The following is a 22,593-nucleotide window of genomic DNA, read 5'->3' as shown; positions in this document are numbered from 1 at the left end:
TGGAGCAATGTTAGCATCAGTGTTTGGGGCAACATGCTAGCTTCCAGGGGTTAGTTCAACAGGCTCCGCAGCGATATCTGGAGTAGGTTTCCTGTCCAGAATATTGGTTTTTAAAATACCCCGTACCTGTTTAGTTAACCATAGTGGCATTCTGCGAGGATCGTTTAAGCGCTGATTCAGGCGGATCTGGCGGTAGCCATTGTTACCGCTACGTTTGGCGGCTCGAAGTCTTTGTTTTGCATAGGACCTGTTGCTTAGATCTGGATCTGACCACAGATCCAGTACCGGTGTCTTCAATTCGCTAATCATTGAAAGTAGGTTCGGTGTACTGGTGCTGGAGGCTATGGTTGGGTTTATTATCATTAAGGCTCTGTCGGCTCTGGTTTCATCCTGCATAAAATAGCTAACGGCCCAGTTAGCACCTTCACCAACGCCTAGTACAACCTCAAACTGGCTGCCTTTATCCTTTAGCTGATTACTGGCTGATGCGGCTAATTCAAGCACTTTGAGGGCGTAAGTATCCGCCGCTTCAGTGGATGTATTTGCGTCACTAACTGTGCTTGAACTGTTCTGGCTGGCTTCAGCCTCAGTTCCCGTTACAGTTTCTGAGGCGGGTGTTGCACTTTCTTGTACCTGGTTACGGTTTTGTAAGGTTGGCAAGGTTCTGGCGGGGATACCTCGTTGTGGTGGTTGCGGTAATGTAATGGCCAGAGTATTCCAACCATGTTCAGTCAGCTGTGTTCTTAGCGGGTGAATCAGGCCTGGCCAGTCTGCGCTGGTGGCCTGGTCCGGAAAGATGATAATGCTGCCATGGGCTTCGGCGGCGACAGCTGACTGATAAAGCGCCAGCCATTGTTCTCCGTCTTTTTCCAGCCAGATGACTTCGGTTTCACTGTTTTGTGCCAGCGCAAGATCGGCTTGACGTTGTTGTTCTGGCGACGGCTCGATCCGCTCGTTCTGAGCGGTGGGTTTACTGGCAGTATCAGTAGACGGTGCTGTTTCGGTGTTACTGTCTTCTGCGGCATTAAGTAACGCAGAGCTAAGTAATAACAGGCTGTAAAACAGTGGCTTAATCAATTTCATGCTTCGATTATTAAAGAGCAGAGCGGGATAAGCAAGGATAAAGCAGGTTGAGTTTAATCTAAGGCAAAGTACAATGGCCGCAATTATCTATTTACCACCTTCAGAGTGAATCCCCATGGCTGATTTTAAGATTGCACCTTCTATCCTTTCTGCAGATTTTGCCCGCCTGGGTGAAGAGGTTGAAAACGTGTTAGCCGCGGGCGCTGACTATGTGCACTTTGATGTGATGGATAATCACTATGTGCCAAACCTGACGATCGGGCCTATGGTCTGTAAAGCGCTGCGTAAGCATGGCATCGAAGCGCCAATCGATGTGCATCTGATGGTATCCCCGGTTGATCGGATGATAGGTGAGTTTGTTGACGCCGGTGCTTCATTTATTACTTTTCACCCTGAAGCCTCTGATCATATCGACCGCTCATTGCAGATGATCCGTGATGGCGGCTGTAAGTCAGGTCTGGTGTTTAACCCGGCTACACCACTAACCTATCTGGAGCATGTGCTGGATAAAGTGGATATGGTTCTATTGATGTCGGTTAATCCGGGTTTTGGTGGTCAGAAGTTTTTGCCATCGACACTGAAAAAACTACAGCAGGCGCGTAAAATCATCGATGACAGCGGGTTTGATATCCGTCTGGAAGTGGATGGTGGTGTTGGTACCGCTAATATCGGTGAGATTGCTGCTGCGGGTGCGGATACCTTTGTTGCAGGTTCGGCGATATTCAATACCGATGATTACAAGGCAACTATCGATCAGATGCGTGCTGAACTGGCTAAAGCATAAAGGCTGACAGCTAAGCTTATGCAATCGTTGTTCAGGGGGCAGCTGCCCGAACTGGTTCTGTTTGATCTTGATGGCACACTGCTCGATAGTGTGCCGGATCTCGCCCTGGCGACGGATCAGATGCTTCAGGCATTGCGGCTTGAGCCGGCCGGAGAAACTGCAGTGCGCAGCTGGGTCGGTAATGGCGCTCAGGTCCTGGTGCAGCGAGCCTTGACCGGTCAGCAGGATCCCGATATTTCCAGCATAGATCCGGATCTGTTCGAGCGGGCCTTTACCTTGTTTCTGGATTGCTACGGTAAGTGCAGCGCCGAGCGTAGTCAGCTTTACCCTGGGGTATTGGAATATCTGGACTGGTTGTCGAGTAGGGATGTAAAGATGGGGCTAGTGACGAATAAGCCGATTCGCTTTACTATACCCCTGCTTGAAACCTTTAATCTGGACCGTTATTTCGGGCTGGTGCTGGGTGGCGATAGCCTTGAGCAGAAAAAGCCTGACCCGCTGCCGTTACAGCATGCTATGAATGAGTTTTCTAGTATGCCAGATATGACGCTGATGGTCGGTGATTCAAAGAGCGATATTCGGGCCGCACAAGCCGCAGGCTGTCCTGTCGTTGCGGTTACTTATGGTTACAACCACGGTGAGCCGGTTGCTGATTATGCACCCGATATTATTGTGGATAATTTGCTAGAACTGCTCTGAATAATAGTTTTATCGGCATTTGTTTACAGTTCTGTCTTATCTGGCTCTTCATTTCCTTCTTGTTAGTCTTCTTCATTACCTTCTTCATTATCCTCATCAAAGAGGGCCCTTCGTGCGGTGTTGCATACTGCGAGTACTCCGGGATGGCTAACTCTTCGTTCCAGAGAGATTGCATAGAACCGCTCGCGAATATCATCCATGCGCCCAATCACCTCAACACCGTATTGTTGTGTCATCTGCTGCTCTATGACGGTGGGGGCGCAGAATATGCCTGCGCCGGACAGACCGAAAGCTTCAATCAATGCGGTATCAGCGCATTCAACCTGAATGTCGGGGGTTATTTTGTGCCGATCAAACCAGCGCATCAGGCCGGTGCCACGCTCGGTTTCGGCAGAAGGCATAAGCATCGGAGCACCTTCAAGTGAATGGGGGAAGTCTGTGCGGTAAGTTGGAGCGTCTTGTGTGGTCGCAAAAAAACTGAGTCCGCATTCGCCTAGCAGGTGGTTATAGCCCCGGATATGAAAGCTGGCATCAAGCGGACGATCGGCGAGTACCAGGTCGAGTTTCTGAGTGGCAAGATCGGCCAGTAGGCTGGGTAGAGGGCCCTCTTCACAAATCAAACGGCTGGCGTCAGCCAGCTTTAGTGCAGGTTCCAGTAAACGATAGGTGATCAGCTTAGGTAATACATCAGCAATGCCAATATTGAAGCGTTGTTGTTTGAGGCTGGTTGGATCCTGAATACTCTGTTTCAGTTCGTCACCCAGCAGGAAAATTTCTTCTGCATAATTAAGTGCATACTGGCCCGCTTTGGTGAGTTTGAGGTTGCGGCCACGTTTTTTGAACAGTGGCGTGCCCAGCTCCTGTTCTAATAACTTTATCTGTCCGCTAATGGTTTGCGGGGTGAGATGTAGTTTTTTGCAGGCTCTGTTGATGCTGCCTTCCTGAGCAACAGCCATAAAATAACGCAAGTGCTTGAAGTTCATCAGGGTTCTCTGTTGATGATTAAATAATCGTAAAAAACTTACTGTTTATATAAAAAATACGAATTTTATTTAACTGTTGTCTGACTATACTGTTCCTTATCGACTTTGTCATGACTTCCCGAATCCTCCCCAACAGGATTCATATTGAAGTCAGATAAGGCATAAAAAGTTTAGTTGTTGTGTTAAGTAAGTGGACCTTGCTTTAAGTAGATTGTGTAGCTGTTGTTTGGCTAGGTTAGAAGTTTAACTAGGTAAGAAATGTAATTAGGTAGTAAGTTTAAAGACTCTCCTCCAGTCTTGAAAATATGGACTCTCATCCAAATATTCACCCGGCTCCCAAGGCCGGGTTTTTTTTGTCTGCACGAAGCTAATTCTTGAGGGCAATGAAAAAACGCTTTGTTATTCACAGGTAAGAGTCTGTTGCTGGAAAATAGTCGCTGTCGGCAATGCCTTTTTTAAAGTTCGCCAATATCGTCTTCTAACGATGACTTTTTAATCTGTTAACGCCAGAGCCACTGGTTAGTCTGCTGTTGGAAAAACTGTTGTTTGACTGAATTTATAATGGTTATTCTTATCGGTTTTGTGGGCTCTGCTGTTATCTGTTGAAACCGCATGGAGGTCATGCTGGCGCAGAAAAAAGGAGTAGAAAACTGACGGTTTGAAAGTTCTATTTTGACATAACTGCAGCCCGCTTGATTCGGGGGCTGGGCTGCTATAAGGTTAAGGCATAATTTGCTACGTTTTTGGAAATATAGTGTCTGAACTTGTACCCCAGATTGAGATAATCCTGCGCTCGCCTTATGTTGGTGAGCGATGGCGATGGCGTCACTGAACCCTGCTTTTCAGAACATGCTACTGGCATAAATCTATGTCGGACTTTATTTCAAAGCCCTGAATAAAATTATGGGCAGAATGAGAACAGATAATGACTCCTGATCAATTCACTGAGCTGGCTGCTCAGAACTACAATCGTATCCCTGTCGTACGCGAAGTCCTGGCGGACCTTGATACACCGCTTTCTACCTATATGAAGCTTGCTAATCAGCCCTACAGTTATTTGTTGGAATCGGTCGAAGGTGGCGAGAAATGGGGCCGTTATTCAATCATCGGCTTGCCCTGTCGGACCGTGCTTAAAGTGTTTGGTCATAAGATTCGTATAGAAACAGATGGTGAAATCGTTGAGCAGGCGACAGTGGATGATCCATTGGATTTTGTTGAGCAGTTTCAGACGCGCTATCGGGCCCCTGAGCTTGATGGTCTGCCTCGCTTTAATGGTGGCTTGGTAGGCTACTTTGGTTATGACTGTGTCAGGTATGTTGAAAAGCGGTTAGCTGAAGGGGTGCCTGAGGATGTGATTGGTACGCCGGATATCCTGTTAATGGTATCTGACGAGGTTGTAGTGTTTGATAACCTCAGTGGCAAACTGGTATTAATCAGTCATGCCGATCCGGGCGAAGAGGGGGCTCTGGATCAGGCAAAATTGAAACTCGATGAACTGGTAAGCCGGTTACGTTTTTCTATCCCACATCAGGACACGCCTCAAGAGCAGTGCCGAGAGGTGGATGAAAGTGAGTTTAAGTCCAGCTTTGGTGAGCAGCAGTTTAAAGATTCAGTTGACCGTATTAAAGAATATATTCTTTCAGGTGATGTGATGCAGACGGTTATCTCTCAGCGGATGTCGATTCCGTTTGAGAATAGTCCGCTGGATCTCTATCGGGCGTTACGCTGTCTGAATCCATCGCCCTATATGTATGTACTGCATCTGGGGGATCATCATGTAGTGGGTTCTTCCCCTGAGATTCTGGCGCGGGTCGAGGATGGTGTGGTGAGTGTGCGGCCTATTGCCGGTACCCGTCGTCGGGGTGTGACCGAAGAGGAAGATCTGGCGCTGGAAAAAGAACTGCTGGCGGATCCTAAAGAGATTGCTGAGCATCTGATGCTGATTGATCTGGGGCGTAATGATGTCGGTCGTGTAGCAGAAATTGGTAAGGTCGAACTAACCGCTAAAATGGCGGTGGAACGGTATTCCCATGTGATGCATATCGTCTCTAACGTTAATGGTCAGCTTAAGCCTGATGTATCAGCCATGGATGTTTTGCGAGCGACGTTGCCTGCAGGCACCCTGAGTGGTGCGCCTAAGGTGCGGGCGATGGAAATTATCGATGAGATGGAACCGGTAAAAAGAGGGGTCTACGGTGGTGCTGTAGGTTATCTCTCCTGGAACGGCAATATGGATACTGCAATCGCCATACGTACGGCGGTGATTAAAGATAATGTGCTGCATATTCAGGCCGGCGCTGGTGTTGTTGCCGACTCTATTCCGCGGCTGGAGTGGAAAGAAACCATGAACAAAGGACGGGCGATTTTTAAAGCTGTCGATATGGTGAAGCAGGGCTTAGATAATCTCTGATTATTGCTCTGCTCCTCTGTTAATTAAAGCCTCCGTTTGGAGGCTTTTTTTTGCTTGTTTACTTGTAAATACAGCCTTTGCAGTCGATCCAGGCAGGGTTGTTGTGTGCTGGAATTATACATTTCAGGTTGGGGCTGGAAGGGGGGGTAAAAGATAGGTGGTTATTTACACCGTCTATCCGGTGTTTCAGGGCTCAGATAATCGCTCAATAGCACGAAAAAAACAGGTCTGGTCAGTCTCCTTTTGATGGTTTTTCTTACTTTTTTGAGAGTGAATGTAGCTTTTTTGGTAGCTTGGGTTGGGGTGTTTGTGTGTGACAAAATTAACAGTTTTGGGTTGTTTTTGAAGGCTGTTTAGTCGCGTTTTTTTTCGTTTTTATCTATCTGAATGAGATGTAATGTGATTATTTTTTACTACTAATTGATTAGATATTGATCGAATTTAAACAAATGTTTGAGGCACGTTATTAATGTGTCAAAATTGATATATGTCAATTTATTCGTTTTTATAAACATTTGTTTCCAAAATGGAAACAAGTGTGACTTTGCCTGTGACATATTATTTATTTTTGCGTTGACTTTCTGTATGTCAGCAATGATGGGGCTTTGCTCTGTAGGTGTTGTCGTTGTTGGTTATCAGGGACACATAATGGGTACAGAACTGATTGTCTATATTAAATAAATCTTATACATAGTGGTATTGAGAGAAAGTCTCTTTGGTTTTGCGTTTTTATTGGTTTTGTTGTGCTGATTGAATTGAATTCTAAGGTGGTTGGTTTTTGAGCCTTAAATTGATTTTATATTTTGGCATTGCTTGAAAATTAATGCCGAGTCGAGACTTAAAAAAAAGTGGGTTGTTTGTTTTGTTTTACGGTTGTGTAGGTTTGCTATCTGCTATGCCAAAACCTTTCTCTCCAGATTTTGAAATAGTGTTGAACACAAAGGGGAAGTTCAGGAGCTGGAAAACCCTGAATTTTGTTGGTTGATGAAGTATTGCCCGGATGGGACTGCAGCCCGGATGGATTTGTAAGGAGAAACACCAATGGCGAATAAGTCAGTAGGTTTGTTGAAAAAGGCGGGTTTACCTGTCGCTGGCGTAGCGGCGGTTCTGCTGCTGTCAGGCTGCGCCAGTATTTTACCTGAGTCGCTGACATCTGAGCAGGTCGCTCAGGTAGCTGCGCTGGATAAAGAGAAAAACGCTAACGATGTGCCAGCACTTCAGGGGGCTTTGACCCTTGAAGAGGCGATTGCCCGAGCTCTGAAATATAACCTGGAGCATCGCACCCGGATGCTGGAGCAGACCTACTCGGTAGCTCAGCTGGAAGAGTCGCGATTTGATCTGTTGCCACAACTGAATCTGGGAGCAGATTACACCAATCGTAGTGAGCCAAACCTGCGGAGAAATGAATCCCTTAGTGGTGGCGGCGTTTTTGATCCTTCAACGGTAAGTACCGCTCAGGAGCATACAGTCAGTCAGCTGGGGCTGACCTGGAGCTTGCTGGATTACGGTGTGAGTTACTATAACGCCAAGCAGCAGGCGAACCAGACGCTTATCGCAACTGAACGTCGTCGTAAGGCGATGCATCAGTTAACACAGAAAGTGCAGGGTACCTATTGGCGCGCTATGGCAGCACAAAAGCTGCGAGCAGAAGTACGTAAGACTATTCGTGAAGCGGATAAAGCGCTGGAAGATGCGGTACAGGTTGAGAAAGAACGCATTAAGACGCCGATGGAGTCTCTGAGCTATCAGCGTTCGTTGTTAGAGAACCTGCGTACCCTTGAGGCGGTTGAAGATGAGCTGAAGGTTGCCAAGTTGGAGCTGAATGCGCTGATTAACCTGCCGGTTGCGTCTGATTATGCGCTGGTCGAGCCTGAAGGTGCAGCGAAGCTGGCGGCTTTACAGTTGTCTTTAGGTCAGATGGAAACACTGGCGATCGCCAATAACGCCGATCTGCGCGAAGAAAACTACAACGTTGATAACGCTGTTTTAGAAACCCGTAAGAGTATGGTGAAGCTGTTTCCGGGGATTAAATTCAGCTATGGACTGAAGCACGATAACGATAACTTTCTGGTTGAAGAGAGCTGGCAGGATGCAAGTCTGAGTGTTAACGCAAATCTGATTAACCTGTTCTCCTACGGTGCGGTTAAGGCGCGTGCTGAATCCCTGGAGGTTTTATCTGAGCAGCGTCGTATGGCGATGCAGATGAACCTGTTGGCTCAGGTGCATATCTCTGCTCAGCAGTTTGACAGTTCGCGTCAACAGTTTGATCGTGCCGACAATATCTGGCGTGTTGATGATCGTATGTTACAGATCACCCTGGCCGCTCAGGATGCACAGACTCAAAGTGGTCTGAACCTTATCGCATCTAAGACTACAACCATCTTGTCTCTATTACGCCGTTACCAGGCTCTGGCTGATATGCATGCCGCTTCTGGTCAGGTTCAGGCAACGTTGGGTCTTGAGCCTCAGGTTGCAAGCCTGGATCTTATCGGTCTGAGTGAGTTGACTATGAAGGTTAAGGAAGCGCAGGAAAACTGGCAGATGATCGAAGCACCGGCTGCTGCAGTCGAAGCTGAAGTACCTGCCAAACTGGAGCTTAATGATGCGCTTCGTGGTGAGTTGAATGCAGAGTTGGATAGTTGGGCGGCTGATTGGGCGGCTAAAGATCTGACTGCTTATCTGTCGCACTATGCTGCTGACTTTGTGCCAGCTAATGGCATGGCTCTGGCTGACTGGAAAGTGCAGCGTGCAGAGCGTCTGGCTCAACCTTCCCGAATCAGTGTGAAACTGAAATACCAGGATTATCAGCTGGTATCTGAGGATTCAGTAGCTGTGCAGGTTAAACAGCGCTATCGCTCCGATCGTTTTGGCGATAACACCACCAAGGTGTTTGTACTGCAACGCCAGGATGACGGTTGGAAAATACGCTCTGAAGAGGTGCGCTAAATGATCAATAGATCCGTATGGATTCTGATCGGATTACTTGGATTCCCCCTGCTTGCGCAGGCGGAATCTGAGTCGTTTCCAGAGCCGCAGCTTTACCCAGTAGCGTTGCCGACCGGTAATATTCGGGCGCAATTAACGCCCCATGATTACACCACGCTAGCAGCTGAGATCGGCGCTAAGATCGGCAATATAGCGCTTAGAGAGGGCGACTCATTTAAGAAAGGCGATCTCTTAATAAAGCTAGATTGCGAAGTGCAGCAGGCGATGAAGTCAAAAGCCAATGCTGACCTGGCAGGTGCAAAGAAAGTTTACGCGGCCAACAAGCGACTGTCGCAGCTGAATGCGGTGGGTAAGCTTGAGTTAGATACTGCCTGGGCGGCAATGCGTAAGGCGGAAGCGGAGCTGACGCTGGTAAGGGCAACTTTGTCTAAATGTTCTATTAAAGCCCCTTTTAACGGGCGTGTGGCGGATCAGTATGCCCGTCAACAGCAGTATGTACAGGCGGGTGAACCGCTACTGGATATTCTCGATGATTCTGTGTTGGAGCTTGAATTTATCGTGCCGTCCAAGTGGCTGGCCTGGCTTAAGAAAGACCATAAGTTTGATGTTCTGATTGATGAAACGGGTAAAGAGTATAAGGCCGCAGTGTCCCGCACTGGTGCCCGAGTCGACCCGATTAGTCAGTCCGTAAAAATTGTAGCAGTAATTGAAAGTGCCAATCCTGAGCTTATGCCTGGCATGAGCGGCAGGGTGTTGTTAACGCCGCCGGAAGGCTTGTCGCAGCAGTGATCCTGCTGTCGTTAGTGTAAGCCAGATCGTTTTATCGGTGTTGTAAGAGAGAGATATATCGTGCCTAAGAATAAAGTAAAAAATCAGAACCCTAAGAATCACAATCAAAACCGTCGCGGCCCACAGCCAATGGCGCTGGAACCTCGCATCATGTTTGATGGTGCGGCGGTCGACGCCATTGTTGAAACAGTGGTCGATGCTGAAACCCTGACGGCTGAATTTGAGCAGGTAGATGCGGATCAGTTTGATGTGAGCACTATGGTTCCGCCTGCCGTCGACTTTGAGCAGTCTTCTACTGAAGTTGCTTTTGTTGATGCGTCGATAAGCGATGCTGATTCCCTGATTGCAGGGATGCGGGATAATGTCGAAGTGATACTGATCGAATCTGATCAGGATGGTTTAGAGGTCATGGCACAGACACTCGAAAACCGTTCAGATATTACAGCGATTCACGTTATTGGTCATGGTAGTGAAGGTTCGGTTCTGCTCGGCACGGCAGACCTGAATGCTGACTCTCTCTCCAGCTATACCGACGAACTGACCGAGATCGGTCAGACCCTGACTGAAAACGGCGATATTCTCTTTTATGGTTGTGATATCGCAGCCGGTCAGATCGGTTTTGATCTGATCACCCGTCTGAGTGAAATTACCGAGGCGGATATTGCTGCATCCACCGATGATACCGGTGCGGCAGATAAAGGCGCCGACTGGGATCTGGAGGCTAAGACCGGCACAATCGAAGCTGAAGAGATCGAGGTGGCCGGTTTTGAAGGTTCGCTGGCGCCGCCAACCATCACGCTTGACCCTGCCAATAACAGTGGCGGTGCCAATGACGGAGGATATGAGATTACGGCAGGCCCCGGCGGCAGCCGAGGCATAGGCTTGGTCGACCCTTTGGCGGCTGCTGTCGCAGATGGTGATGGCGATGATATTGAAAGTTTGAAGCTTAGCTTTAATGGCTTTGCCAATGCGGGTGATGAAAATATCTGGCTGGGGTTGGGCGGAGATCGGTTTGCGGTCGAGATCGACGGCAGCGCCGATGCTGAGCGTAGCTTTACCATTGGTGCCACCGACTTTGCGATTAACTACGACGGCACCGATATTGTTGTAAGTAAAGTGGGCGGTGGCAAGATGGCCACCAATGATCTCAACAGTTTGCTGCGGACTATCGCGTATCATCTGGACACTACGCCTGAGTTGGTGGTGGCCGGTACCCGTACGGTTTCATTTACCGTTAACGATGGCGCAACAGATAGCGTTTCGGTTAACAGCATTGTCAATATTTCGGATGTCCAGCGTTTTGATATCGGTGGCGAGTTCTATCAGGTGTATACCGCCGGTGGTCAGGTAGCCGAGCTGGATCTTGAAAATGGTGGGTATGTTCACTACGGCGATCCGGCTGGATTTCCTTATAATGCGACCGGTTACAACGTTTTTGATGACTTCGCCTACGGTATTGGTACAGCCGCTGCTGGCGATTACAGAGGGCACTTAGTTCGGCTCGGGGCCAATGGTATGGTCGATGACCTTGGCTTGATCGAAGGACTGCCCAGCCCCACTAAGACTAACTACAATGTCGGTGATTTTGGCGGCGATGGGCGGTTGTATGTCACAAATGGTGGAATATACGAAGTCTATGTGATCGATGTTGCAAGCGCTACTGTGGTGGAAACACTGGTAGCCACCGAGAAGATATTCCTTAATGCGGATATGGCGTATAGCTCTACCCGTGGGTTGTTTTATACCATTGACTATACGGGTAATTTTTACTCGATGGATAAAACCGGCAACGTTACTCATCTCGGCAAGCCGATCGCTGCAGGGGCATATGGTGCGATGTTTGCTGATTATGATGGTTATGTTTACGCCTGTGATAATAACACTGGAAAAGTCTGGCGATTAAACCCGGATAATCTTGAAGTCGTCCAGGTAGGTACAGCCGGTAAAGCAAGCCAGAACGATGGTTTTTCCAACCCTGATGTACAGAAAATGGGTAATGCCAAACCAACTCTGAATCTGGATGCGGATAACTCGCTGGGTGGAGTTGATGATAACGGCACCGAGCGTACTTTCAATGTTGGTGGCGCAGCGGTCACTCTGGCAGATAGCGATGTTAGTATTTCTGACGCCGATCACACTGCGTTTGAGTGGTTGAAAATATCCATTGCAGGTTCAGTTGATGGTGCCGACGAAGTGCTTGCCATTGCTGGCACGGAGATACCTTTAGGGGCGACAGAAGATGTTCAAATAACGGTCGGGGCGACTACTTATCTGGTCGATCCTTATGCCGGGGCTGAATACCTTCGAGTCACCAATAGTAATGGCAATCCAATATTGCAGGCTGATCTGGAAGCGTTAATCGAAACCGTCACCTATCAGAATAAGGCAACGGGTGCTACCGAGGGTGATCGCACGGTCAACTTCTCTATCAGCGATGGCAAAACCGAAAGTAATATTGCTAAATCGACTGTTTCGGTTATCAATGCAGCGCCAACGGCGGTGGGTGAAACGACGACAACCGCCGCGCAAACTCCTAAAAATATTGATTTGCTGGCCAATGACTCTGACCCGGAAGGGCAGCCTTTATCGATAACCGAAGTTGATAGTCAGGCTATCGCAGTAGGTGAAACAGTTACCTTAACCGGAGGCGAGGGTACTGTAACCCTGAATGCCGATCAGACCGTCACATATACCCCAGCAGAGGGCTTTAATGGCCCGGCTATTTTTGATTATACCGTTAGTGATGGTGCGAAAACTGCGGCAGCAACCGCCGCGGTGGGGGTCGATCTCGCCGTTGAAATCTATGAAGATGATATCCGCACCCTGACGGCTGAAGATATTAAACAAACCGGCGACTGGCAGTCGATCACCATTGATAGCCTGAATTTTCCGGTGGGCACAACCCTGACCCGGAACGCTGTTGATCTGCAGGTGGGTGATACCGTCACCAAAGCCGAAATCGATAGCGGGGTGGTTAAGTTTACACCGACGCTCGATCAATCAGGCGTAGATTATGCTGATTTTGGCTGGACACTGACACTGCCAGATGGCAGTGATCCGGCGACTGTTTCCGGTTCAATGAGTGTCGATGTTATTCCGGTTAATGATTCAATTAGTCTGACCCTGGACGCCGATAACTCAGGCGGTGGCGCTGATGATGATGGCTTCAGCACCACCGCTGGACCAGGTGGCAGCAGGGGTATCTCAATTGTGTCTGATGATGCCGCCGTTACGGTTGAACCGGGCCATGAAATCGAAACCATGACACTTAGTTTCAATGGCTTTGCCAATGCTGGAGATGAAAATATCTGGCTCGGCGAGGGCGGCGATCGCTTTGCGGTTGAGATTGATGGCAGCGCCGATGCCGAACGTCAGTTTACGATTGGCACGACCGATTTCGCGATTAATTACGATGGCACCGATATTATCGTCTCTAAAGTGGCTGGCGGAAAGATGGCCACTAATGATCTGAATACTCTGTTACAGAGCGTGGCTTATCAGCTGGATACCACCGATGATAAGGTCAAGCTTGGCACCCGTACGGTTGATTTTTTTGTCAACGATGGTACTGGCGACAGTGCGCCGGTGACTTCAACAATCGAGATTTCTAGCGTCCAGCGTTTTCCTATCGGTGGCGAGTTTTATCAGGTGTTGACTGAAGGGGCGATGCTGGGGCAGGTTGCCGAGATCGATGTTGAGGATGGTGGCTTTTCGTTCTACGGAGATCCTGCTGGGTTTGGGTACAATGCTACCGGTTATAACACTATCGACGATTTTGCCTATGGCATGGGCGTTGGTGGGATGATGGGTCATCTTATCCGGACCGGTGCAAATGGTCTGACTGACGATCTGGGTTATGTTGCCGGATTGCCTGGTGGTGTTGCGTTCAATGTGGGTGACTTTGGCGGTGACGGTATTTTGTATGCGACCAGGTCATCAACCGATACGATTTATAAAATTGATGTTAACTCAGTCTCTGTCGTCGGCACCGTCACCCTGAGCACCACTATTACGGGTCAGGCGGATATGGCCTATAGCTCCACCCGGGATCTATTCTATACCATCGATGGCAACAGTGATTTCTGGTCTATCACCAAAGCGGGTGTGGCAACAAAACTGGGTAATGTTGGTATCGGAAATGGCTACGGTGCTGTTTTCGCCGATTATGATGGTTATATTTATGGTGCCAGAAACAGTGATGGCGCGGTTTTTCAAATTAACCCGGATACTCTTTCAGTCACTCAGGTAGCAACCGCCGGTGCTGCCGGTGGTAACGACGGTTTTTCCAATCCTGATGTTCAGTCGATAGGTAATGCTGTTCCTGTGCTTAATCTGGACGCCGATAATTCTCTCGGAGGTCTGGATGATAAAGGTACTGAACGGAACTTTGCTGCGGGCGATGGTCCGCTGACACTGGCTGATACCGATGTCAGCATCACCGATGCCGACCACACCGCGTTTGAATACGTGAAGCTATCGTTACAGGGTACCCTTGATGGTGCCGATGAAGTGTTAGCCATTGCCGGTACTGAAATTCCGCTGGGCACCACCGAAGATGTGCAGGTGACTGTAGGCGCTACCACTTTTCTGGTCGATCCGTTCGCGGAGGCCGAATATATGCGAATAAGCAATGCTAATGGCAGCCCGATTCTGCAGGCTGATCTGGAAGCATTGATTGAAACCATCACCTATCAGAACAAAAGCGCAGCGGCCACCGAGGGTGACCGGACCGTTAATTTCACGGTTAGCGATGGCCTGATCGAAAGTAATGTTGCCAAGTCTGTTATATCGGTTGTGAACGAGGCCCCAACGGTCATCAGTGAAACCGCAACGACCAGCGCAGATACCGCCAAAACTATCGATCTGCTGGCCAATGATTCAGACCCCGAAGGCCTGCCGTTAACGATTACTCAGGTGGATGGCCAGGCGATTGCCGTTGGTGAAACTGTGACCCTTGCCGGTGGCGAAGGCACCGTTACCCTGAATGCGGATCAGACCGTCACTTTTACCCCGGTTAACGGTTTTCACGGCCCGGCTATCTTCGATTACACCGTGACTGATGGTGCAAAGACAGCGACAACATCGGCTGCAGTGGGGGTGGATAACACCATCACTATTGCTGAGGATGATGTCCGCACGGTGACGGCTGCAGATATCAAGCAGAGTGGTAACTGGGATTCTATTACAGTCGATAGTCTGAACCTGCCAGTGGGTGCAACGCTGACCCGCAACGGTACCGATTTGAATGTTGGCGATACCGTAACTAAAGCCGAGATCGACAGCGGTATCGTGAAATTTACCCCGGTTCAGGATGAATCCGGCACCGGTTATGCTGATTTTGTCTGGACCCTGAACCTGCCGGACGGCAGCGATCCAGCGACGGTTGAAGGTCAGCTGCTTATCGATGTTACCCCGGTAAATGATGCGCCGGTGGTTAACCTGGATACCGATAACTCCCTCGGCGGTGCAGACGATAAAGGCACTGATCGCACCTTCCTGTCCAGCGATGGTGTGCTGCTGCTTGCCGATACCGATACCACCGTTAGTGATGTTGATGACAGCACGTTAACCTATCTGAAGATTGAACTTGCCGGGAATGTTGACGGCGCTTCTGAGGCGCTTTTTGTTGGGGCTGATGAAGTTTCAGATACGGTATTGAACCCCTTTATCGGTGGAACCCTGTTTAGAATTGATCCAACCGCAGAGCCGGGTGTAATCACAGTTACCAATCAGCTTGGCGGTGAAATGTCGCTGGCAGATATTGAAACACTGATCGAAACCATCGGTTACCAGCATAACGCTGAAACGCTGACTGAAGGTGAGCGTACCATTACCTTCAAAGTCAGCGATGGTGAGCTGGAAAGTAACCTGGCAACAGCTAAGGTTGATGTGGTTCAGCGTCCACTAGTCAACCTGGACCCAACCAACTCCGGTGGCGGAGCGGATGACGGAGAATTCACCGCGACTACCGGCCCGGGGGGCAGCGAAGGTATTCCTGTTGTCGGTACTGATCCTCAGGTAGAAGGTGCGGATAAGCTGACTCTGACTGTGACCGGAACGGGTAATGGCGGCGATGAAAAGATCCGTATCGGTACTGCTCCAGATCAGGAATTGATCGAGCTGGATGGTACCCCTGATCCTACCCGTCAGGTAACTATCGGCGGTACTACCTTTGATGTGGATTACGACGGAACAGATATAACCATTACAAAACCTGATGGCAGTGTGATGGATCCAACCGATGCTGGCGATCTGCTGGAATCGGTTAAGTATCAATTGGATACCACACCTACGAAAACCGTGAACGGTGATCGTGATATTACGATAGTGGCGGAGAAGGACGGGGTAGAAAGTATCCCGTTAACCTCGACTATCACAGTGACCGGGACGCCGGTTTCTGAATCAACAGACCCGGCTAACCTGGCACCAACCCTGAATCTTGACCCGGATAATTCACTGCGCGGCAGCGCGGATGGTGGTACCAATCAGGATGTGAGCTTTGGTGATCCGGCCATTGCACTGGCTGATACCGATGTGTTCATCACAGACGTCGACAGCACCACCTTTACCGAGGTTAACCTGACCGTTACCGGCATCGTCGATGGTAGTGATGAAGTACTCACTATCGGTGGTACGCAGGTACCGCTGGATACTACGGATAACGTTGAAGTCACTGTAGCAGGCAAAACTTATCTGATAGACCCTCATGCTGATGGCGATCAAATTCGCATTACGCCGACCGATGGTACGCCGTTGGGTAAAGAGGCGATGGAAGAGCTGATCCACGCGATCAAGTATGAAAATATTGCCGGCAGCCCTACTGTGGGTGCCCGTACCTTTACGCTGAGCGTCAGCGATGGCGACAAAGATAGCGTCGCAGTAACAGCAACGATTAATTTGGCTGCTGCACCCACCACCGGGCTGGAACTTGAACCAGAAACCGCGACGACTACACAGGAAACCCCGGTAAGCTTTAATCTGCTGGATAACGACAGCAATCCTGAAGCCGGGGCGTTTAGCATTACTCAGATTGACGGTCAGGCCGTTAGTGTTGGTGATATCGTCACTCTGGCCGATGGCTCGGGTACCGTTAAGCTGAATAACAGCCTGGGTAATGTTACTTACACGCCATCGACTGATTATAACGGTACTGCTTACGTTGGCTATACGGTTACCGATGCCGAAGGCGATAGCGATACTGTTTACGCTGCCGTTGGTGTAGATAGCACTCTTACCTTGTTGGAAGAGCAGAGCTGGACTCTGGGTGCCAGCGATATCTCCGATAAGCCGTTTGAACAGATAGTGATTACGGATCAGACCAAGCCTGATGGCGCTAGCCTGAAGCTGGATGGTGTTGATGTAGAAGATGGCGATATCATCAGTTACAGCGATATTTCCGCTGGAAAACTGGTGTTTACGCCGGAGCCGAACCGCAGTGGCGACGACTACGCTAAATTTGATTATCAGATCAGTACACCGCTTTCGTTAGTTGATGATCATGCTGGCGCGGTAAGCTCAAGCCTGACCATCGATGTTACCCCGGTCGATGATATTCCGGTGGTTGATGCGGCCATTCCAAACCAGGATTCAGTCGATGCTGAGGTGATCAGTATTGATTTGAAAGATCACTTCTTTGACGGCGATATCGGAGATCCGGGTAGCAGCGATGTGCTGACCTACTCGACTACCAGCTTGCTGCCGGAAGGTATTACCCTGAACTCGGCGACCGGTCTGTTAGAAGGTACTCTGGTCCATGATGCCTCCAAGGGCGGCGTAGATTCAGACGGCTTTTATACCGTAGAGGTAACAGCTACAGATAGTGGTGGTCAGACGATCAGTGATAGTTTCTATTGGTCGGTCACCAACATTGCACCGGAAGTTACCACTGAGATCGATGATACGGTCGCCAATCCGGATGTGCCCTTTAGCCTGGATATTACATCGAACTTTGATGATCCGGATAACGATACCGTGACCTATAGCGCAGCGGGTCTGCCGGGTGGTCTGTCTATCGATTCGAATACCGGTATTATCAGTGGTACTCCGGCAGCAGGGGCTGCCCGGAATAACCCTTATACCGTCGAAGTGACTATTGATGATGGTCAGGCAACCGCCACCGATAGCTTCCTGATCGGGATGCCGGGCAAACCGACAGTGAATGATCTGGTTACCGGGGACAGCACGCCGGAAATTACCGGTGAAGCAACGCCACTGGTTCAGGTGGATGTCTATGAGGGCGGCACCCATCTGGGCACCACCACCGCGGATACCTACGGTAACTGGGCTCTGGAGTTAACCGAAGAGCTAGCCGCCGGCAGTCATAATATTACCGCGACGGCCACAGATTCTGCCGGTAACACCGGTACTGAAGGCCTAGCCGGTGTGATCGACCTTGACCTGACGCCACCGGATGCGCCGAACGCATTTGATCTGATCGATGAGTCCGATAGCGGTGATTCCAATACCGATGATATTACTAATGATGATACCCCAACTCTGCGTGGTAGCGGGGGTACACCGGGTGATTCGGTAACCTTGTACGATACCAATGGTACCCTGGTACGGGGTACCGGTGTGGTGGATGCAGATGGTAACTGGGAGATCACTTCGACTAAGTTACCGGATGGTATTCACGATATGACCGTGACCTACTCTGACCCGGTAGGTAACGAGAGTGATCCGTCACCGGTGCTGAGTATTAACGTTAATACCACCATTCCAACACCCACCGAGCTGGATCTGAAAACCAGCTCCGATACCGGTATGTCCAACATCGATAATATCACCAGTGTGAATACCCCGGTGATTACCGGTAGTGGTGGTGCAGAGGATGATGTGGTAACCCTTTACGATACCAACGGTACGACCGTTATTGGTACGTCGGTAGTCGATGCACAGGGTAAATGGGAGATTACCACCGACGAACTGATTGATGGCGATCATACTCTGACAGCGATCTATTCTGATGTGGCGGGCAACGTTTCACCTGCATCAGCGCCATTGGATATCACTATCGATAGCAGTGTCTTGGTGCCGCCAATGCCGGATATGACCTCTCCAACGGACAGTGGTGTATCTGATAGCGATGATATTACCCGAATTACAGCACCAAGCTTTAGTGGTGTGGGTGGTACCCCAGGTGATGAGATCTTCCTCTATGACAGCGATGGCGTAACCAGTATTGGTAATGCTGTTGTTGCTGCTAATGGAACCTGGACCGTTAACTCCTATACCCTGAGCGAGGGGAAACACTGGATCACTGCGAAATACCGTGATCCTGCCGGTAACGTCAGTGCCGCATCCCCGGCGCTGGAAATTACTATCGATACTACCATCGCGACACCGGATATACCGGACCTGAGCCCGGATTCCGATTTGGGTAACAGTGCAGGGGATAACCTGACGGCAGATTCTACTCCGACTTTGACTGGTAGTGGCGGTACCGAAGGCGATACCATTACTATCTTTGATAGTAATGGTACTACCGTTGTGGGTACCGGTACGGTGGCTGCTGATGGTAACTGGAGTGTAACTACAAGTACTTTAAGTGATGGTACTCATCGACTAAAAGCTCAGTATACTGATCCGGCAGGAAACCAGAGCAGCTCTCTGTCTGGTACCTTATTTGTTGATGTAAATACCGCAGCACCGGCAACGCCTGCCAATGTATTGCTGGCGAGCACCTCGGATACCTTTAATGAAGATATTAACAGCGCCGGTACTGATCTGGGCAACAGTTCAGATAAACTGACCAAAGATACAACACCAACCCTGACCGGCACCGATGGTGAGCCAGGTCAGGTTGTTAAATTGTTCCATTCTGATGGTACCGAGCTGGCTGAAGGCACGGTTGCCGCGGATGGCACCTGGTCACTGACCTCCGGTGTTGAACTGGAAGAGGGTGCGAATACTTTATCAGTGCGCTATGTCAGCGATTCGGGTGCTGTGAGTGCTGCGAAATCTATTGCCATTACCGTAGATACAGCTATCCCAACGCCGATTATCGATCTGGCTAATGCCTCTGATTCCGGCCGCTCTCAAGACGATTACATCACCTACGATAACACGCCGACTATCAGCGGTACCGGTGGTAAAGCAGGCGACTCTATAGTGCTGTTCGATGGTGATACGGATATTGGTACCGCTACCGTCGCAGCAAATGGCACCTGGTCTGTAACATCCTCAGCACTGAGTGATGGTGACCATAACCTGACCGCCAAATACTTCGATAAGGCGGGCAATATCAGTGCTGCGTCTAATCAGCTTTCAGTGACTGTTGATACCGCGGCGTCTGATAAGCCAGCGGGCCTGACGCTAGATAGCGCGGACGATACTGGTACCTCTGACAGCGACCTGATCACCCGTGAGAACCTGCCTACCATCAGTGGTAGCGGCGGTAATGAAGGTGACTACGTTGATATCTATAAAGGTGCTACCAAAATGGGTAGCGGTATTGTCGGTGCCGATGGCAGCTGGTCGCTGGATCTGACTACCGCATTGGCCAACGGTGTTAATAACCTGACTGCCAAATATACTGATGTAGCGGGTAATGTGAGTGCGCCTTCTGATGTGTTGGCGGTTACAGTGGATCGGACTATCGCTAATCCATGGAACTTCGATTTGCGCACCCCGTCTGATTCCGGAACCAGTGCTACCGATAATTATACCAACGACGATACTCCTACTTTTGGAGGGCGATTGGGAACTAATGGCGATACTGCGGTTGTTTACTACAACAACGGTACCGAAGATGTGATTCTTGGTACCGATATAGTGGGGCCGGGCGGTAATGATGGTCGCAATACCTACTGGGAAGTGACGCCAACCGAGCCGTTGCCAGAAGGTGTACACACCGTTTATGTGAAATATACCGATATTGCTGGTAATGAGAGTGCGGCACCTAAAGCGCTTAATGTCACCATCGATAAAACGGTATCCACACCCATTAAGCCGGACCTGATCAGTGCATCGGATACCGGTAGCAGCGACAGCGATAACATCACTAAAGATTACACGCCAACCATCAATGGTACCGGTGGTGATCAGGGCGATACTGTACGCCTGTATAAAGATGTTGACGGTACCCTGACACTGCTGAAAAGCGGGACCGTAGGCGCGGGTGGTAACTGGACAGTGACAACCGGTGGTCTGGCGGATGGCGATTATAAGATGGTTGCCACTTACTCTGATAAAGCGGGTAACGAAAGTGCGCCATCCGAAGCGCTGGATATTACTATCGACCGTACGGTGCCGACGGCGCCACCACAGCCAAGTTTGGCGGATACATCGAATACCGGTGATCTGTCTGATAACCGTACCCAGGAAAAACGTCCGACCATCGAAGGGGCGACGGGTGTTCCGGGTGATACGGTTACTCTGTACAAAGGCAATACAGTATTGGGTACCGCAACGGTCGATGTCGATGGTAACTGGGCAATTCCTACTGGTATCGATCTGACCGAAGGCAATAACAGCCTGACGGCGAAATATACCGATCCTGCCGGAAACATCAGTGCTGCATCGACGGCGTTGAATGTGATTGTTGATACCGTTGGTCCAACTCTGAACATCACCACTGCGGATAATTCACTGAAAGCGGGTGAAACCACCACAGTTACATTCACATTTAATGAATCGGTAGCGGGCTTTGATAGCAGCGATGTCAGCCTGGAATCCGGCACACTGAGCGATGTCACCCCAACCGATGGCACTAATAAAGTCTTTACTGCGACCTATACTCCGGCGGTGGATACTGAAGATGCCGCGATGCTCATTTCTGTTGCGGATGACAGTTATACTGATGCAAGCCTGAATCTGGGTAGCGGTGATGATCATAATATCGCTGTGGATACTGATATCCCGACGCCACCCACAAACCTTGATGTGGTAGCGGCTTCGGATACCGGTACCTCCGATAGCGATGATCTTACTAAGGATACTACGCCGACTATAACCGGTGACGGCGGTAATCCGGGTGATACCGTAAAACTCTATCACCCGAACGGCACTACTGTACTGGCTACCGGTACAGTGCAACCGGATGGCACCTGGACGGTAACCAGTGCGGCGCTGGGTAACGGAACCCATGACCTGACCGCAAAATTCTCCGATGCGGCGGGTAACCAGAGCGGTTCTTCAGAGCCGGTTTCGGTGACGGTTGATACGGTTGTAGGGCGTCCGGTTCTGGCGCTTGATCCGGCCTCCGATACCGGTATTTCCAATACCGACAAAATCACCAAGGACAATACTCCGACCTTCAGCGGCAGCGGTGGTGTGCCGGGCGATACTATAGAGCTGTGGAATAACGGCCGTACTGTGCAGCTGGGCAGTGCCACCGTTGATGAAAACGGTGACTGGAGCGTTACCTCCTCTGAACTTAATGATGGTGCAAATTACTTCTACTCCCGCTATACCGATCCTGCAGGAAATACCGGTGCCTGGTCAGGCCGGGCTGTTATTACCGTTGATACGGCCATGACAGAAACAGGCCCGACAAATATCGATCTGCATGTTAACTCCGATAGCGGCGCTTCAAATACCGATGATATTACCTTCGACGATACCCCGACCATTACCGGTGGGGGCGGAAAGTATCAGGATTATGTGACTCTTTATGATACCGATGGTACGACGGTGTTGGGGACCTCAATAGTTAACTCTGCGGGTAAGTGGACCATTACGCCAACCACACCGATGGCAGAAGGCGGGCATACCCTGACGGCTAAGTACTCCGATAAGGCCGGCAATGAGACTAATGCATCCGATGAATTGAATATTACCATCGATACAACGGCCTCTATTGCACCACCGACCCCGGATCTTGCGGCAACTTCCGATTCCGGTGTATCTGATACCGATGATATTACCAACGAGATCCGTCCGGAGCTGACCGGTAGCGG

General features: G+C 49.8%; 8 protein-coding genes (1 of these 8 cut by a window edge). 6 read left to right on the top strand and 2 right to left on the bottom strand.

The features are described 5' to 3' along the window. Positions 1–36: 36 nt before the first annotated feature. A complete protein-coding gene (locus tag EHS89_RS09895) occupies positions 37–1,083 on the bottom strand; it encodes a DUF3530 family protein (RefSeq protein WP_124925994.1) in 1,047 nt (348 codons plus the stop codon). Between the two features lie 115 nt (positions 1,084–1,198). Between EHS89_RS09895 and rpe the strand changes: the two genes are divergently transcribed. Then, the gene (gene rpe / locus EHS89_RS09890) at positions 1,199–1,867 is read left to right on the top strand and encodes a ribulose-phosphate 3-epimerase (protein ID WP_124925993.1); all 669 of its coding nucleotides are present in this window, start codon (positions 1,199–1,201) and stop codon (positions 1,865–1,867) included. A gap of 18 nt (positions 1,868–1,885) precedes the next feature. Continuing rightward, positions 1,886–2,566: a phosphoglycolate phosphatase gene (locus tag EHS89_RS09885; protein ID WP_124925992.1), complete on the top strand. Its 681-nt coding sequence runs from the start codon at positions 1,886–1,888 to the stop codon at positions 2,564–2,566. Between the two features lie 62 nt (positions 2,567–2,628). On the opposite strand, the gene nhaR is transcribed toward EHS89_RS09885, so the two are convergent. Continuing rightward, positions 2,629–3,549, bottom strand: a complete 921-nt coding sequence (gene nhaR, locus EHS89_RS09880) for a transcriptional activator NhaR (protein WP_124925991.1) — start codon at positions 3,547–3,549, stop codon at positions 2,629–2,631. A 925-nt stretch (positions 3,550–4,474) separates the two neighbouring features. On the opposite strand from nhaR, the gene trpE reads away from it, so the two are divergent. The 4 genes from trpE to EHS89_RS09860 all read left to right on the top strand — a co-directional run. Next, positions 4,475–5,959 carry an anthranilate synthase component I gene (trpE, locus tag EHS89_RS09875; protein WP_124925990.1) on the top strand — a complete coding sequence of 495 codons (1,485 nt, stop codon included), beginning with the start codon at positions 4,475–4,477 and terminating at the stop codon, positions 5,957–5,959. A 1,041-nt stretch (positions 5,960–7,000) separates the two neighbouring features. After that, the gene (locus EHS89_RS09870; protein ID WP_124925989.1) at positions 7,001–8,905 is read left to right on the top strand and encodes a L,D-transpeptidase Cds6 family protein; all 1,905 of its coding nucleotides are present in this window, start codon (positions 7,001–7,003) and stop codon (positions 8,903–8,905) included. Further along, on the top strand, positions 8,906–9,694 hold the full coding sequence (locus EHS89_RS09865; protein WP_124925988.1) for an efflux RND transporter periplasmic adaptor subunit: 789 nt from the start codon (positions 8,906–8,908) through the stop codon (positions 9,692–9,694). 60 nt (positions 9,695–9,754) lie between these two features. Then, on the top strand, positions 9,755–22,593 hold part of the coding region annotated (locus tag EHS89_RS09860; RefSeq protein ID WP_124925987.1) for a putative Ig domain-containing protein (this coding region is incomplete at its 3' end). Its footprint extends 30,161 nt past the window's final position; 12,839 of 43,000 annotated nt are visible.

The sequence above is a fragment of the Amphritea balenae genome (assembly GCF_003858655.1).
GTDB classification, from domain to species: Bacteria; Pseudomonadota; Gammaproteobacteria; order Pseudomonadales; family Balneatricaceae; genus Amphritea; species Amphritea balenae.
Note: the sequence above shows the minus strand (reverse complement) of the source record. Positions and strands in the feature narration are given on the sequence as shown.

Bases quoted from the DNA above. Each gene is read 5' to 3' on its own strand.
- EHS89_RS09885 (WP_124925992.1), top strand. From the start codon at position 1,886: ATGCAATCGTTGTTCAGGGGGCAGCTGCCCGAACTGGTTCTGTTTGAT.
- rpe (WP_124925993.1), top strand. From the start codon at position 1,199: ATGGCTGATTTTAAGATTGCACCTTCTATCCTTTCTGCAGATTTTGCC.
- EHS89_RS09870 (WP_124925989.1), top strand. From the start codon at position 7,001: ATGGCGAATAAGTCAGTAGGTTTGTTGAAAAAGGCGGGTTTACCTGTC.
- trpE (WP_124925990.1), top strand. From the start codon at position 4,475: ATGACTCCTGATCAATTCACTGAGCTGGCTGCTCAGAACTACAATCGT.
- EHS89_RS09895 (WP_124925994.1), bottom strand. From the start codon at position 1,083: ATGAAATTGATTAAGCCACTGTTTTACAGCCTGTTATTACTTAGCTCT.
- nhaR (WP_124925991.1), bottom strand. From the start codon at position 3,549: ATGAACTTCAAGCACTTGCGTTATTTTATGGCTGTTGCTCAGGAAGGC.
- EHS89_RS09865 (WP_124925988.1), top strand. From the start codon at position 8,906: ATGATCAATAGATCCGTATGGATTCTGATCGGATTACTTGGATTCCCC.